General features: G+C 72.1%; 14 protein-coding genes. 11 read left to right on the top strand and 3 right to left on the bottom strand.

Annotated features, from left to right (window positions below; genetic code table 11):
• Nucleotides 1-59 precede the first annotated feature (59 nt).
• From ispG to ACGFNH_RS08630, 4 genes are all read left to right on the top strand, one after another.
• Nucleotides 60-1,214, top strand: coding sequence for a flavodoxin-dependent (E)-4-hydroxy-3-methylbut-2-enyl-diphosphate synthase (gene ispG, locus ACGFNH_RS08645; RefSeq protein ID WP_393652326.1), 1,155 nt, complete (start codon nt 60-62; stop codon nt 1,212-1,214).
• A gap of 196 nt (nt 1,215-1,410) precedes the next feature.
• Complete coding sequence (locus ACGFNH_RS08640) at nt 1,411-2,256, top strand: GNAT family N-acetyltransferase (protein WP_393652325.1); 846 nt, start codon at nt 1,411-1,413, stop codon at nt 2,254-2,256.
• 48 nt (nt 2,257-2,304) lie between these two features.
• Nucleotides 2,305-2,844 (top strand): GNAT family N-acetyltransferase, encoded by a 540-nt coding sequence (locus ACGFNH_RS08635; RefSeq protein WP_393652324.1) that lies wholly within the window; start codon nt 2,305-2,307, stop codon nt 2,842-2,844.
• Nucleotides 2,845-2,923: 79 nt separating this feature from the next.
• Nucleotides 2,924-4,621, top strand: coding sequence for a proline--tRNA ligase (locus ACGFNH_RS08630; protein ID WP_393652323.1), 1,698 nt, complete (start codon nt 2,924-2,926; stop codon nt 4,619-4,621).
• Between the two features lie 279 nt (nt 4,622-4,900).
• On the opposite strand, the gene ACGFNH_RS08625 is transcribed toward ACGFNH_RS08630, so the two are convergent.
• The 3 genes from ACGFNH_RS08625 to ACGFNH_RS08615 form a co-directional block, all read right to left on the bottom strand.
• Nucleotides 4,901-5,839 carry an aminoglycoside phosphotransferase family protein gene (locus ACGFNH_RS08625; RefSeq protein WP_393652322.1) on the bottom strand — a complete coding sequence of 313 codons (939 nt, stop codon included), beginning with the start codon at nt 5,837-5,839 and terminating at the stop codon, nt 4,901-4,903.
• Between the two features lie 88 nt (nt 5,840-5,927).
• The gene (locus ACGFNH_RS08620) at nt 5,928-6,431 is read right to left on the bottom strand and encodes a ferritin-like domain-containing protein (RefSeq protein ID WP_393652321.1); all 504 of its coding nucleotides are present in this window, start codon (nt 6,429-6,431) and stop codon (nt 5,928-5,930) included.
• 67 nt (nt 6,432-6,498) lie between these two features.
• Nucleotides 6,499-7,071: a hypothetical protein gene (locus ACGFNH_RS08615; RefSeq protein ID WP_393652320.1), complete on the bottom strand. Its 573-nt coding sequence runs from the start codon at nt 7,069-7,071 to the stop codon at nt 6,499-6,501.
• A gap of 246 nt (nt 7,072-7,317) precedes the next feature.
• On the opposite strand from ACGFNH_RS08615, the gene rimP reads away from it, so the two are divergent.
• From rimP to truB, 7 genes are all read left to right on the top strand, one after another.
• The gene (rimP, locus tag ACGFNH_RS08610) at nt 7,318-7,845 is read left to right on the top strand and encodes a ribosome maturation factor RimP (protein WP_393652319.1); all 528 of its coding nucleotides are present in this window, start codon (nt 7,318-7,320) and stop codon (nt 7,843-7,845) included.
• Nucleotides 7,846-7,847: 2 nt separating this feature from the next.
• Nucleotides 7,848-8,849: a transcription termination factor NusA gene (gene nusA, locus ACGFNH_RS08605; protein WP_393652318.1), complete on the top strand. Its 1,002-nt coding sequence runs from the start codon at nt 7,848-7,850 to the stop codon at nt 8,847-8,849.
• 151 nt (nt 8,850-9,000) lie between these two features.
• Nucleotides 9,001-9,276, top strand: a complete 276-nt coding sequence (locus ACGFNH_RS08600; protein WP_393652317.1) for a YlxR family protein — start codon at nt 9,001-9,003, stop codon at nt 9,274-9,276.
• 161 nt (nt 9,277-9,437) lie between these two features.
• A complete protein-coding gene (gene infB / locus ACGFNH_RS08595; protein WP_393652316.1) occupies nt 9,438-12,530 on the top strand; it encodes a translation initiation factor IF-2 in 3,093 nt (1,030 codons plus the stop codon).
• A 169-nt stretch (nt 12,531-12,699) separates the two neighbouring features.
• The gene (locus ACGFNH_RS08590) at nt 12,700-12,996 is read left to right on the top strand and encodes a DUF503 domain-containing protein (protein WP_393652315.1); all 297 of its coding nucleotides are present in this window, start codon (nt 12,700-12,702) and stop codon (nt 12,994-12,996) included.
• Between the two features lie 61 nt (nt 12,997-13,057).
• On the top strand, nt 13,058-13,516 hold the full coding sequence (gene rbfA, locus ACGFNH_RS08585) for a 30S ribosome-binding factor RbfA (protein WP_393652314.1): 459 nt from the start codon (nt 13,058-13,060) through the stop codon (nt 13,514-13,516).
• Entirely contained in the window at nt 13,513-14,418 is a 906-nt protein-coding gene (gene truB / locus ACGFNH_RS08580) for a tRNA pseudouridine(55) synthase TruB (RefSeq protein WP_393652313.1), read from the top strand. Before rbfA ends, truB begins: the two co-directional genes overlap by 4 nt.
• Nucleotides 14,419-14,512 lie beyond the last annotated feature (94 nt).

The following is a 14,512-nucleotide window of genomic DNA, read 5'->3' as shown; positions in this document are numbered from 1 at the left end:
TGACCGGAGCCCGCCGATCTCGGGACCTCGATCCGACACCTTCTGGGGTTGCAAGCAAGATGACTGCGATTTCGCTCGGAATGCCGTCCGTTCCGGCCAAGCTCGCCGACCGGCGGGTCAGCCGCCAGATCCAGGTCGGATCGGTCGCTGTGGGCGGTGACGCCCCCGTGTCGGTGCAGTCGATGACCACCACCGTCACCGCGGACATCGGTGCGACGCTGCAGCAGATCGCCGAGCTGACCGCATCGGGCTGCCAGATCGTACGCGTCGCCTGCCCCTCGCAGGACGACGCCGAGGCCCTGCCGGTCATCGCCAGGAAGTCGCAGATCCCGGTGATCGCCGACATCCACTTCCAGCCCAAGTACGTCTTCGCCGCCATCGACGCCGGATGCGCGGCGGTCCGCGTGAACCCGGGGAACATCCGCCAGTTCGACGACAAGGTGAAGGAGATCGCCAAGGCGGCCTCCGAGGCCGGCGTCCCGATCCGGATCGGCGTCAACGCCGGCTCCCTGGACAAGCGGCTGCTCCAGAAGTACGGCAAGGCCACCCCCGAGGCGCTGGTGGAGTCGGCGCTGTGGGAGTGCTCGCTGTTCGAGGAGCACGGCTTCCGCGACATCAAGATCTCCGTGAAGCACAACGACCCGGTGGTCATGGTCAACGCCTACCGCCAGCTCGCGGCGCAGTGCGACTACCCGCTCCACCTCGGTGTGACCGAGGCGGGCCCCGCCTTCCAGGGCACCATCAAGTCGGCCGTGGCCTTCGGTGCCCTGCTCGCCGAGGGCATCGGCGACACCATCCGCGTCTCCCTCTCCGCGCCGCCGGCCGAAGAGGTCAAGGTCGGCATCCAGATCCTGGAGTCGCTGAATCTGCGTCAGCGCCGCCTGGAGATCGTCTCCTGCCCCTCCTGCGGACGGGCCCAGGTGGACGTCTACAAGCTGGCGGACGAGGTGACCGCCGGTCTGGACGGCATGGAGGTGCCGCTGCGCGTCGCCGTCATGGGCTGCGTCGTCAACGGCCCCGGCGAGGCGCGGGAAGCGGACCTCGGCGTCGCCTCGGGCAACGGCAAGGGCCAGATCTTCGTGAAGGGCGAGGTCATCAAGACCGTGCCCGAGTCCAAGATCGTGGAGACCCTGATCGACGAGGCCATGAAGATCGCCGAGCAGATGGAGAAGGACGGCGTCCTGTCCGGCGAGCCGCAGGTGTCGGTGAGCTGACCCGGCGCCCCTGCCGCCGAAGGCCGGTGGTGCGGTCCGGGCCCGCGCGCCCGCGTACGCACCACCGCAAGCCCCGTTCATGAGCAGGCACCCGGCCCTGCGCCAGGAGCGGGGCTCTTCCTTGGGAGCGGCGCTCACCAGCGGCTGCGGGTAAAGTGCGGACACCAGCAGACCGCACGGTGAGGCATTCCGACAGGTGTTGACCACGACCACGACGAGGGTTCTCGAACCCGGAGACCTCGGGGCCGCCCTCGCGGTCCTCGACCGCGACCCCGTCGCCAACGCCTTCGTGGCTGCCCGTGTCCATGTCGCCGGGCTCGACCCCTGGCGCCTCGGCGGCGAGATGTGGGGCTGGTACGCCGACGGCAGGCTGGAGTCCCTCTGCTACGCCGGAGCCAACCTGGTCCCCATCTGCGCGAGCCCCGAGGCCGTGCGCGGCTTCGCCGACCGGGCCCGCCGTGCCGGGCGCCGCTGCTCCTCGATCGTCGGCCCGTCGGAGCCCGTCGGCCGGCTCTGGTCGCTGCTGGAGTCGAGCTGGGGGCCGGCCCGCGAGGTCCGCGCCCACCAGCCGCTCATGGTCACCGACACCGTCCCCGAGGACGTACCCCCGGACCCGCTGGTGCGGCGCATCCGCAAGGACGAGATAGACCAGGTCATGCCGGCCTGCGTGGCGATGTTCACCGAGGAGGTCGGCGTCTCGCCGCTCGCCGGGGACGGCGGACTGCTCTACCAGGCCCGGGTCGCCGAGCTCGTCGGCACGGGCCGTTCCTTCGCCCGTATCGAGGACGGTCGCGTGATCTTCAAGGCGGAGATCGGCGCCGCGACCCCGAAGGCCTGCCAGATCCAGGGCGTCTGGGTCGACCCCGAGTTCCGCGGACGCGGCCTCTCCGAGACCGGAATGTCGGCCATTCTCCACCACGCGCTGGGCGAGGTCGCCCCCGTGGCCAGCCTCTACGTCAACGACTACAACACCCCAGCTCGCGCCGCGTACCGACGCGTCGGATTCCGGGAGACCGGCGCGTTCATGAGCGTGCTGTTCTGAGCCGGTCGGCGGGTCCCGCCCGACCCCGCCACCGGTAGGGTCGCGACCATGAATGACGTCGTGGTCGGGCCGCTCGACCTTGCCGCAAGGGTGGACGAGGCACTCGCGGTCCAGGCGCTCGCGTTCGGGCTCACCCACGACGAGATCGGCGTCCGCCGCCACATCGTGCTGCGCCATCTGACCAGCCCCGGCGCCCGCGCGCTCGGCGCCACCGCCTCCGACGGACGCCTCGTCGGCTTCGTGTACGGCATGCCCAACGACCGCGGTCACTGGTGGTCGACCGTCGTCGAGCCCTACCTCCGCTACGTCGGACAGGACCACTGGCTCGACGACTCGTTCGTCATCACCGAACTGCACGTCCACCCCGCGTTCCAGAAGCGCGGCATCGGCCGCACTCTGATCACCACGATCACGGACGGCGCCGACGAGCCCCGCAGCATCCTGTCCGCGATCGACGCCGACCGGAGCCCCGCCCGCACGCTCTACCGAGCCCTGGGCTACGAGGACCTCGCCCGCCGCGTCGTCTTCCCCAGCGCGCCGAGCCCGTATGCGGTGATGGGGGCGTTCCTCCCGCTGCGCAGGGGCTGACGGCACGGGGCCCTCCCCGGGTTGGATAGCCTCCAGGGCATCGCACTTCGCACCGCAGTAGACGCAGGAGACAAACCTCATGGTCCAGCGCATGTCCCGGATGATGCTCAAGACGCTGCGCGACGACCCGGCCGATGCCGAGACCACCAGCCACAAGCTGCTGGTCCGCGCCGGGTACGTCCGCCGCTCTGCCGCGGGGATCTGGACCTGGCTCCCGCTGGGCAAGCGGGTCCTGGAGAACGTCTCCCGCGTGGTCCGCGAGGAGATGGACGCCGCCGGAGCCCAGGAGGTCCTGCTGCCCGCGCTGCTCCCCAAGGAGCCGTACGAGGTGAGCGGGCGCTGGGAGGAGTACGGCGACCTGCTGTTCCGGCTCAAGGACCGCAAGGGCGGCGACTATCTGCTCGGCCCCACCCACGAGGAGATCTTCACCCAGGTCGTCAAGGACCAGTGCACCTCGTACAAGGACCTGCCGGTCGTCCTCTACCAGATCCAGACCAAGTACCGGGACGAGGCCCGGCCCCGCTCCGGCGTGCTGCGCGGCCGTGAGTTCCTGATGAAGGACTCGTACTCCTTCGACACCGACGACGAGGGTCTGGCCGCCTCGTACGCGCTGCACCGCGAGGCGTACACCAAGATCTTCCAGCGGCTCGGCCTGGACTACCGCATCGTCTCCGCCGTCTCCGGGGCCATGGGCGGCTCGGCGTCCGAGGAGTTCCTCGCCCCGGCGGCCGCGGGCGAGGACACCTTCGTGGACTGCCCGGCCTGCGACTACGCGGCCAACACCGAGGCGGTGACCGTGCCCGTTCCCGAGGTCGGGCAGGTCGAGCACGCGGCCGTCGAGGAGCTGGACACCCCTGACACCCCGACCATCGAGACCCTGGCCCAGCACCTGGGCGTGGAGCGCTCCGCGACGCTGAAGAACCTGCTGGTCAAGGTCGACGGCAAGATCACGGCCGTCGGCGTACCGGGGGACCGGGAGGTCGACCTCGGCAAGCTCGGCGAGCACCTCGCCCCGGCGACCGTGGAGCTGGTGACGGCCGAGGACTTCGAGGACCGTCCCGACCTCGTCCGCGGCTACGTCGGCCCGCAGGGCCTGGCCGGGTCCGCCCTCCGCTACATCGCCGACCCTCGCGTCGCCACCGGCACCGCCTGGATCACCGGCGCCAACAAGGAGGGCAAGCACGCCAGGAACGTGGTGTGCGGACGGGACTTCGAGGTCGACCAATACCTGGACGTGGTCGTCGTCGAGCCGGGCGACCCCTGCCCGCGCTGCGGCACCGGGCTGGAGATCGGCCGGGCCATCGAGATCGGCCACATCTTCCAGCTCGGCCGGAAGTACGCGGACGCCTTCGAGCTCGACGTGCTGGGCCGCGAGGGCAAGCCGGTACGGGTGACCATGGGCTCGTACGGCATCGGCGTCTCCCGCGCCGTGGCCGCCCTCGCCGAGCAGACCGCCGACGAGCAGGGCCTGTGCTGGCCGCGGGAGATCGCGCCCGCCGACGTCCACGTGGTCGCGGCGGGCAAGGCGCAGCAGACCGAACTCGCCCTGGAGGTGGCCGAGAAGCTGCACTCGGCCGGCGTCCGGGTGCTCGTGGACGACCGCGCCGGCGTCTCGCCCGGCGTGAAGTTCACCGACGCCGAGCTGCTCGGCGTTCCGACGATCCTCGTCGTCGGGCGGCGCGCGGGTGAGGGCGTCGTCGAGCTGAAGGACCGGCGTACGGGCGAGCGCGAGGAACTGCCGGTGGACGAGGCCCTGGCACGGGTCGCGAAGGCGTAGGTACGCGCGGCACGCGGGCACCCCTACAGGCATGTAGGGCACCACCGGGACGGCCCGGCCGCGCGGCCCCCGCTCACGAGCGGAGGCGTGCGGGCCGGGCCGTCGTCGCACGCGCGGGTCCGCTGCCCGTACGCCCGGGCGCCGGAGTGGCGCGAATTCACCTCTGAAGACGACGGACTTCCCAACAGCGGCTGCGGCAGCGGCACATGAGCCGGAGAGCCGCACGGACCGGGGCCCTGCGCGGAGTCGAACCGGCGCGTGCTTCGCCCGCCGCGGCCGTCAGAGCCAGCCGGCGAACTCCAGCAGCAGCTCGCCGTCCTGGGGGCGGCCCACCGACAGCGCCCTCACCCCCGACTCGATCGCCCGGAAGACGGTCCAGCCGCGCAGCCGTTCGCGGTCCACCTCCAGGGAGTCCGCCAGTTTCGCGATCCGGCGGCGCGCCGCCGCCGCGCCCCCCGGCGAGGCCACCAGATCCTCCAGCCGGTCGCGGACGAGCCGTGCCAGGTCGTAGGCGCGCTCACCGACCAGCGGCTGCGGCCCCACCGCCACCCACGGCACCCGCTCCGCGGACAGCACCTTTCCCTGCCGGAACCGCCCGTGCAGCAGCACGGACTCCGGGGGAGCGGCCGTCAGCTCCTCCCGAACGGCCAGCGCCTCGTCCACCATCGGGCCGGCGCTCTCCGCGGCCGGCTCGGCCACCGCGGCGCGCAGCGCCTCCGCCGCGCGAGCGGTCCGGTCGGCCACCGCTTCAAAGGGATGGCCCTCGCCCGGCTCCACCCACAGCTTCCGCACGGTCCCGGCTGCCTCGAGCTGCGCCTTGCCCTCCGGCAGAGAACTCAGGCCGACCTCCCCGTGCAGCCGCTCCAGCAGGAGCGCGCCGGAGTCCGGGTCGGCGTCCAGGAGGCGAACGGCGCCCCAGCCGTCCCAGCGCGCCAGCGCGGCGTGCTCGGGCCGCGAACGGGCGCCCGGGGCAAGGAGTTTGAGCACTGCGGGGGTGCCGTCGGGCCGCCGTACGAGCGTGATGAGACCGCTGCGTCCGCCCGGCGTCAGCACACGCTCGAATTCCAGATCCCAGCGGCCCAGGGCCGCGTCCAGCGCAACGGGCAGGGCCGGCAGCCACTCCTCACCGGCGTCCCCGTACTCCTCGGCCAGCGCGCGCACCAAGCGCTGCGGTGGCTGAAAAGGAGTGCCGGCGCCGGGCCGTGCCGCTGAAGCCATGCCTGAGCCGTCCCTTTCCCTCACTGCGCACGAGCCCGTACGGGCCGCGCCCCGTGGCTCGTACGCCCCGCGCGGGTCCGCCCGACGGTCAGAGCGTGTCCGCCGTGGGGCCCGCCGGCTCGGACGAGCCGTTGGCGGCCTGCCGTTCGGCAAGCCCAGGGAAGGCTACGCTCCCGCCCCGCCAGCGGACCGCCCGCACTGCCGCCTCGCGCAGCGCGGCCGCGGCCTCGCGGCGCAGCGAACCGTCCGCGGAGCGCACCAGATCGCCGTACACCCCGGCGACCCTGTCCTCCAGCTCGGCGGCCAGCCGGTGGGCGGCGGCCTCGTCCGGGACCGGGAACGGCAGGGCGTAGGCAGCGGCCGACGCCTCGGGCTTCCCGCCCAGGTCGCGCACGGTACGGCCCAGGTCGTCGCGGCGTGCCCGGTGCGCGTCGTACGCCTCGCGGGCCTCGGCCCGCCGCTTCTCTCCTATCCGGCCCCCGACGACGCCGTATCCGTACACCGCGGCATGCTCCGCCCCCAACGCGGCCTGCGCCGCGGCGAGTACGGCGTCCTGCGACGCCGGGCGGGTGCGGGGGGCATGGGTGGTCATCGCGTCTCTCCTGAGCCGTCTCCTGAAGGGGATGCGGGGGCGGGCGCACGGTGCGCGCCGGGCACGCTCAGGCGCCCTTCGTCAGCAGGTACCCGTGGCCGGCGCCCGCCGCCGCGATGGAGGCGAGCAGGCGGGCCAGCTCCGGGGGCGCACCCATCAGGGCCGCGGTGCGGGCGTCGGCCGTCCTGCGCTCGGCCTCGGCCAGCGCGGCCAGCGCCTCGCCCTCGTCCTGCGGGACCTCGGGATCCCGCGGCCGGTCCTCACGCGAGGCGGACGCCGAGGGGGAGGCGGCCCGCCGTGTGACGAGTGCGTCCGCGTGGCGGGCGACCTCGGCCCGCAGCGGGGCCAGCCGGGCGGCGAGGGGCGGATGGGCCTTGACCGTGGCGTCGTACCGGGCCAGCAGGGCCTTCGACTCCGCGGCACTGCGGTCGCGGAGCTTCAGCGCCTCGGTGGTCCGTTCGGCCCGCTCGGCGGTGGAGCCGGAGTCCGAGCAGCCGGAGAGAACGGCGGTGGCCGCCGTGGCGCCGAGTGCGCCGGCCAGCAGGCTCCTCCGGCGCGGCCCGCACCCGGTGCCCGCGGAGACCGGATCCGGCCCGGAGTCCGGCCCGGACGGGGGCCGCAACGGTGAGGAGAGCGGCACGGTTCACATCCTGTCGGGGAGTGAGGGGCGCATGGGGCCGGTGGTCGGGAGGAGCCGACCGGAACAGGCGTCGGGACCGGCGGCTGGAGCGAGCCTACCTGCGGGTACCCCGAAGATCGTCGACCGGCTCGTCGGTACCGTGGCACGCCCGCGAAAGGCGGACAGCACCACGCCCCGCGACCCGATACCCTTTGAGCTGACACGCGCCCTTCCCACAACAGCACACGCGGCCGAGGAGTCACCCGGATGAGCACCACCCAGAGCGAGAGGCTGCGCGGACTGCTCGAACCGCTGGTCGCCGCACGAGACCTGGATCTTGAAGAGATCGAGGTGACGCCGGCGGGGAAGCGACGCGTGCTGCGGATCGTGGTGGACGCCGACGACGGCGTGTCCCTGGACGCCTGCGCCGAGCTGAGCCGGTCGGCCTCCGAGAAGCTGGACGAGTCCGAGGCCATGGGCGGAAACCCGTACGTCCTGGAGGTCACGTCCCCCGGCGCCGACCGCCCGCTCACCGAACCGCGTCACTACCGCCGCGCCACCGGCCGGCTCATCAAGGCTCAACTCGCCGATGGCGGCGAGCTGGTGGCCCGGATCACCGCCGTCGACGACGAGGGTCTCGACCTGGAGGTCCCGGGCGTCAAAGGCCGCAAGCCCACCGCACGCCGACTCGCCTTCGCCGACATCGCCAAGGCCCGGGTGGAGATCGAGTTCAACCGCAAGGCCGCCGAGAAGAATGCCGCGGCCGCTGACGACGAGAGCCAGAAGGAGGCGTAGCCGTGGACATCGACATGAGCGCCCTGCGGGGTTTGGTACGGGAGAAGGAGATCTCCTTCGATCTGCTGGTCGAGGCCATCGAGGCGGCCCTCCTCATCGCGTACCACCGCACTGAGGGAAGCCGCCGGCACGCACGCGTGGAGCTGGACCGCAACACCGGCCACGTGACCGTGTGGGCGACCGAGGACCCGGCCGATCTCGAGGAGGGCAAGGAGCCCCGCGAGTTCGACGACACCCCCTCCGGCTTCGGCCGCATCGCGGCGACCACCGCCAAGCAGGTCATCCTGCAGCGGCTGCGGGACGCCGAGGAGGAGATCACCTTCGGCGAGTACGCGGGCCGTGAGGGCGATGTCGTCGCGGGCGTCGTGCAGCAGGGCAAGGACCCCAAGAACATCCTGGTCGACATCGGCAGGCTCGAGGCGATCCTGCCGGTGCAGGAGCAGGTCCCGGGCGAGGACTACGCACACGGCACCCGCCTGCGGTCGTATGTCGTCCGCGTGGTCAAGGGCGTCCGCGGTCCGTCCGTCACGCTCTCGCGGACCCACCCCAACCTGGTGAAGAAGTTGTTCGCCATGGAGGTGCCGGAGATCGCGGACGGCTCGGTGGAGATCGCGGCCATCGCCCGCGAAGCCGGCCATCGCACCAAGATCGCCGTACGGTCCACCCGCTCGGGTCTGAACGCCAAGGGTGCCTGCATCGGCCCCATGGGCGGCCGGGTGCGTGCGGTCATGGCCGAGCTCAACGGTGAGAAGATCGACATCGTCGACTGGTCGGACGACCCGGCGGAGCTGGTCGCCCATGCGCTCTCGCCCGCCAGGGTGAGCAAGGTCGAGGTCGTCGACCTCGCCGCGCGCTCGGCCCGCGTCACCGTTCCCGACTACCAGCTCTCGCTGGCGATCGGGAAGGAAGGGCAGAACGCCCGGCTCGCGGCCCGCCTGACCGGCTGGCGGATCGACATCCGTCCCGACACCGAGCAGCAGCCCGTGGCGCAGGCCGCCGAGTAGCGACTCCGTCACGCTCGGGTCGGCATCGGGACGGCCGGCTCGGCACCGCTGGGCCCGGCCGTTTCGAGCGGCGTCCGGGCAACGAAATATCGAGTGGCCGTACGGCCGTTACCCGGGCAGGGTGGCGTCGGTACGGGGAGGTAGACTTAGCGTGTCTGGCCGGACGCATGCCCGCGCATGCCCTGAGCGAACGTGTGTGGGATGCCGGGAGCGAGCGGCCAAAGACGATCTGCTGCGCATTGCGGTGATCGAGGGCGCCTGCGCCCCTGATCCACGCGGTACGCTGCCCGGCCGGGGTGCTTATGTGCACCTCGCCCCGGTCTGTCTCGACCTGGCGGTTCGCCGCCGGGCGTTCGCCCGGGCCTTCCGAGGCCAGGGCCCGCTCGACACCGCGGCGCTGCGCCAGTACGTCGAGCAGGCAAAGTAAGCAGGCAACACCGTAAGAGAACGGCACGGGAAACCGTGCGGTCAGGTACCTCGCGAGTCGGAAGTAGGTCGAGATTGCGATGAGCACTCGATGAGTACGCGATGAGTACGCCCATGAAGTAGCGACGGTCCGGCGGACACCCCGGACCAACAAGGAGCGAAGTGGCTAAGGTCCGGGTATACGAGCTCGCCAAGGAGTTCGGAGTCGAGAGCAAGGTCGTCATGGCCAAGCTCCAAGAACTTGGCGAATTCGTACGTTCGGCGTCCTCGACCATCGAGGCGCCGGTTGTACGCAAGCTGACTGACGCTTTCCAGCAGGGCAACGGCTCCGGCCGTGCCGCAGGCAAGCCTTCGGCGCCCCGCAAGGCGGCGCCCTCCCCCGCGAAGCGCGCGGGTGAAACCCCCTCGCCGTCCCCCGCCCAGGATGCGACGGCCCGTCCCGCTGCGCCCAAGCCCGGTGCGGCCAAGCCCGCCGCCGTGGAAGAGGCGGGTGGCCCCGTCACGCCGGCGGCTCCGGGTCCGCGTCCCACCCCGGGTCCGAAGACCGCGGCGCCGAAGCCCGGTCCGGCACAGCCCGCGACGCCCGCTCCCGCTCCGGCCGCGCCGGAGTTCAGCGCGCCGCCGCAGGCTCCCTCGGGCCCCAAGCCCGGTAGCACCCCCGGTCCGCGTCCCGCGCGTCCGGCCGCTCCCGGTGGCCAGGGCGGTCAGGGCGGTCGCGGCGACGCCCGCCAGTCCGGCCCGCGTTCCGGTGGCGACCGCGGCGCCCCGCGTCCGGGCGGTCGTCCGTCCGGCCCGCGCCCCGGCAACAACCCCTTCACCTCCGGTGGCAGCACCGGCATGGCGCGCCCGCAGGCGCCCCGTTCCGGCGGTGCCCCGCGTCCCGGCGGCCAGGGCGGCCCCGGCGGCCCGCGTCCCGGCGGTCAGGGCGGCCCCGGTGGCCCCCGTCCGCAGGCGGCCGGTGGCGGTCGTCCGTCCCCGGGCGGCATGCCGCGCCCGCAGGCGCCCCGTTCCGGCGGTGGCCCCGCCGGTAACCGCCCGAACCCGGGCATGATGCCGCAGCGTCCGTCCGCCGGCCCGCGTCCGGGCCCCGGTGGCGGTGGCGGTCGCGGTCCCGCGGGTGCCGGTCGTCCCGGTGGCGGCGGTGGCGGCGGCGGTCGTCCCGGTGGCGGCGGCGGCTTCGCCGGTCGTCCCGGTGGTGGCGGTGGCGGCGGCGGTCGTCCCGGCGGTGGCGGCGGCTTCGCCGGTCGTCCCGGCGGTGGCTTCGGCGGTGGCGGCGGTGGCCGTCCCGGCTTCGGCGGTCGTCCCGGCGGCCCCGGTGGCCGCGGTGGTACGCAGGGTGCGTTCGGCCGTCCCGGCGGTCCGGCGCGTCGTGGCCGCAAGTCGAAGAGGCAGAGGCGCCAGGAGTACGAGGCCATGCAGGCCCCGTCCATCGGCGGCGTGATGCTGCCGCGCGGCAACGGGCAGTCCGTCCGCCTGTCGCGTGGTGCCTCGCTCACCGACTTCGCCGAGAAGATCAATGCCAACCCGGCGTCGCTGGTCCAGGTGATGTTCAACCTGGGCGAGATGGTGACCGCGACCCAGTCGGTCCCCGACGAGACGCTTCACCTCCTCGGCGAGGAGATGAACTACGTCGTCCAGATCGTCAGCCCGGAGGAGGAGGACCGCGAGCTTCTCGAGTCCTTCTCGATCGAGTTCGGCGAGGACGAGGGTGGCGACGAGATGCTCGTCGCGCGTCCGCCGGTCGTGACCGTCATGGGTCACGTCGACCACGGTAAGACGCGCCTGCTGGACGCGATCCGCAAGACCAACGTCATCGAGGGCGAGGCCGGCGGCATCACCCAGCACATCGGTGCCTACCAGGTCGCGACCGAGGTCAACGAGGAAGAGCGTCGCATCACCTTCATCGACACCCCGGGTCACGAGGCGTTCACCGCCATGCGTGCCCGTGGTGCGAAGTCGACCGACATCGCGATCCTCGTGGTGGCGGCCAACGACGGTGTGATGCCCCAGACGATCGAGGCGCTGAACCACGCCAAGGCGGCCGAGGTGCCGATCGTGGTCGCGGTGAACAAGATCGATGTCGAGGGTGCGGACCCGACGAAGGTGCGCGGTCAGCTGACCGAGTACGGCCTCGTGGCCGAGGAGTACGGCGGCGACACCATGTTCGTCGACATCTCCGCCAAGCAGGGTCTGAACATCGACAGCCTGCTGGAGGCCGTGGTCCTCACCGCGGACGCCTCGCTCGACCTGCGCGCCAACGATGAGCAGGACGCGCAGGGCATCGCGATCGAGGCCCACCTCGACCGCGGTCGCGGCGCTGTGGCCACCGTGCTCGTCCAGCGCGGCACGCTGCGCGTCGGCGACACGATGGTCGCCGGTGACGCGTACGGCCGTGTCCGGGCGATGCTCGACGACAACGGCAACAACGTGGAGGAAGCGGGTCCCTCGACCCCCGTCCTGGTCCTGGGTCTCACCAACGTCCCTGGCGCCGGCGACAACTTCCTCGTCGTCGACGAGGACCGCACCGCCCGGCAGATCGCCGAGAAGCGTGCGGCCCGTGAGCGCAACGCCGCGTTCGCCAAGCGGACCCGCCGGGTCTCGCTGGAGGACCTGGACAAGGTGCTCAAGGCCGGCGAGGTGCAGCAGCTCAACCTCATCATCAAGGGCGACGCGTCCGGTTCGGTGGAGGCTCTCGAGTCCTCGCTGCTCCAGCTCGACGTCGGCGAAGAGGTCGACATCCGCGTGCTGCACCGCGGTGTGGGTGCCGTCACGGAGTCCGACATCAACCTGGCGTCCGGCTCCGACGCGATCGTCATCGGCTTCAACGTGCGCGCCGAGGGGCGTGCGACGCAGATGGCCGAGCGCGAGGGCGTGGACGTCCGGTACTACTCGGTCATCTACCAGGCGATCGAGGAGATCGAGGCGGCCCTGAAGGGCATGCTGAAGCCGGAGTACGAGGAGGTCGAGCTCGGCACCGCGGAGATCCGCGAGGTCTTCCGCTCGTCCAAGCTCGGCAACATCGCGGGTGTTCTCATCCGCTCCGGCGAGGTCAAGCGGAACACCAAGGCCCGCCTGGTCCGCGACGGCAAGGTCGTGGCGGAGAACCTCAACATCGAGGGGCTGCGCCGCTTCAAGGACGACGTCACCGAGATTCGCGAAGGGTTCGAGGGCGGTATCAACCTCGGCAACTTCAACGACATCAAGATCGACGACGTCATCGCGACGTACGAGATGCGCGAGAAGCCGCGAGGCTGATCCATCGCACCTCTCCGGGGCCGGTCGGCGGAGAAATCCGTCGATCGGCCCCGGCCGTTGCGTGTACGGTTTCGAGCGGCACTCCCCCAGCTAACGCTGGGAGGTACCCCCGCCCAGCCACCGCTGGGAGGTACCCCGACGGCCCCACGGGTGGCTTGACCCGGACTGCATGTACGTAGGGACGCTGTCCTTCGACCTGCTTCTCGGCGACGTTCGGTCGCTGAAGGAGAAGCGCTCCGTCGTCCGCCCGATCGTCGCCGAGCTGCAGCGCAAATACGCGGTCAGCGTCGCCGAGGTCGGAGATCAGGACCTCTACCGCAGGGCCGTCATCGGCCTGGCGGTCGTGTCCGGGGACGCCGGGCACCTCGCGGACGTACTCGACCGGTGCGAACGCATGGTCGCCGGCCGTCCCGAAGTGGAGCTGCTGTCCGTACGGCGGCGTTTCCACGGCGAGAACGACGCATGACCCCGTCGGCTGTCGCCGAATGCATCATCGTGGAAGAGAGAAGAAAGAAGGAGACGGACCAGTGGCCGACAACGCGCGGGCCCGCAAACTGGCGGACCGCATCCAGGTCGTGGTCGCGGAGACCCTGGACCGGCGCATCAAGGACCCCCGGCTGGGGTTCGTGACCATCACGGACGCGCGGGTCACCGGCGACCTGCGGGAGGCCACGGTCTTCTACACGGTCTACGGGGACGAGGAGGAGCGCACCGCCTCGGCGGCAGCCCTGGAGAGCGCGAAGGGGATCCTGAGGTCCGAGGTCGGGCGGCAGACCGGGGTGCGGTTCACCCCCACCCTGACGTTCGTGCCGGACGCCCTCCCGGAGACCGCCCGCACCATCGACGACCTGCTGGACCGTGCCCGCGCCCAGGACGAACAGGTGCGGGAGGCGTCCACGGGCGCGAAGTACGCCGGGGAAGCGGATCCGTACCGCAGGCCCGGTGAGGACGACAACGACGAGAACGAGGACGAAGCGTCCGAATGAAGCGCAGGTCAACGGGGCCGGACGGCTTGATCATTGTCGACAAGCCGTCCGGCTTCACCTCGCACGACGTCGTCGCGAAGATGCGCGGCATCGCCCGCACGCGCCGCGTCGGGCACGCCGGGACCCTCGATCCGATGGCGACCGGAGTGCTCGTCCTCGGCGTCGAGAAGGCGACAAGGCTGCTCGGGCATCTCGCGTTGACGGAGAAGGAGTACGCGGCGACGATCCGGCTCGGGCAGAGTTCGGTGACCGACGACGCCGAGGGCGAGATCACGGAGTCGGCGGGTGCAGCGGGCCTCGCCCGCGAGGCAGTGGACGCCGGGATCGCCCCGCTGACCGGCGACATCCAGCAGGTGCCGTCCAAGGTCAGCGCCATCAAGATCGACGGCAAGCGCTCGTACAAGCGCGTGCTGGAGGGCGAGGACTTCGAGCTGGCCGCCCGGCCGGTCACCGTGTCCTCGTTCGTCGTGCACGACGTGCGGGAGGCCGTCGCGGAGGACGGCACACCGGTGGTCGACGTGGATGTCACCGTGGTCTGTTCCTCGGGCACCTACATCCGGGCCCTGGCTCGCGATCTCGGCGCGGCACTCGGCACCGGCGGACATCTGACCGCCCTCCGCCGCACCCGCGTCGGGCCGTACGGGCTGGACACGGCGCGCACGCTGGACCAGCTCCAGGAGGAGCTGACCGTCATGCCGATCGCGCAGGCCGCGGCGGCCGCGTTCCCGCGCTGGGATGTGGACGCGCAGCAGGCGCGGCTGCTCTCCAACGGGGTACGGCTGGACGCGCCCGGGCTCGCCACGGGCGGTCCGATCGCGGTCTTCGATCCCGACGGGCGCTTCCTGGCGCTGGTGGAGGAGTACCAGGGCAAGGCGAAGAGCCTGGCGGTCTTCGCGTCGTAGGACGGGTACGGCTTTCCATGCCGCCCGATGGGCCGGGCTCGACGGGCACCGGCAGGCGGCCGCGGGCCGGGCCCGCGGGCCGACGCCGGTGACG

Origin of the sequence: Streptomyces sp. NPDC048639 (assembly GCF_043199075.1) — a bacterium.
In the GTDB taxonomy this organism is placed as follows: Bacteria; Actinomycetota; Actinomycetes; order Streptomycetales; family Streptomycetaceae; genus Streptomyces.
The sequence above is the reverse complement of the archived record's forward strand: the minus strand, read 5'-3'. Positions and strand labels throughout refer to the sequence as shown.

What these genes read in the sequence shown, in the direction of transcription:
- ACGFNH_RS08590 (WP_393652315.1), top strand. Translation starts at nt 12,700, where the DNA reads ATGTACGTAGGGACGCTGTCCTTCGACCTGCTTCTCGGCGACGTTCGG.
- ACGFNH_RS08620 (WP_393652321.1), bottom strand. Translation starts at nt 6,431, where the DNA reads ATGACCACCCATGCCCCCCGCACCCGCCCGGCGTCGCAGGACGCCGTA.
- ispG (WP_393652326.1), top strand. Translation starts at nt 60, where the DNA reads ATGACTGCGATTTCGCTCGGAATGCCGTCCGTTCCGGCCAAGCTCGCC.
- truB (WP_393652313.1), top strand. Translation starts at nt 13,513, where the DNA reads ATGAAGCGCAGGTCAACGGGGCCGGACGGCTTGATCATTGTCGACAAG.
- rimP (WP_393652319.1), top strand. Translation starts at nt 7,318, where the DNA reads ATGAGCACCACCCAGAGCGAGAGGCTGCGCGGACTGCTCGAACCGCTG.
- ACGFNH_RS08635 (WP_393652324.1), top strand. Translation starts at nt 2,305, where the DNA reads ATGAATGACGTCGTGGTCGGGCCGCTCGACCTTGCCGCAAGGGTGGAC.
- ACGFNH_RS08625 (WP_393652322.1), bottom strand. Translation starts at nt 5,839, where the DNA reads ATGGCTTCAGCGGCACGGCCCGGCGCCGGCACTCCTTTTCAGCCACCG.
- ACGFNH_RS08630 (WP_393652323.1), top strand. Translation starts at nt 2,924, where the DNA reads ATGGTCCAGCGCATGTCCCGGATGATGCTCAAGACGCTGCGCGACGAC.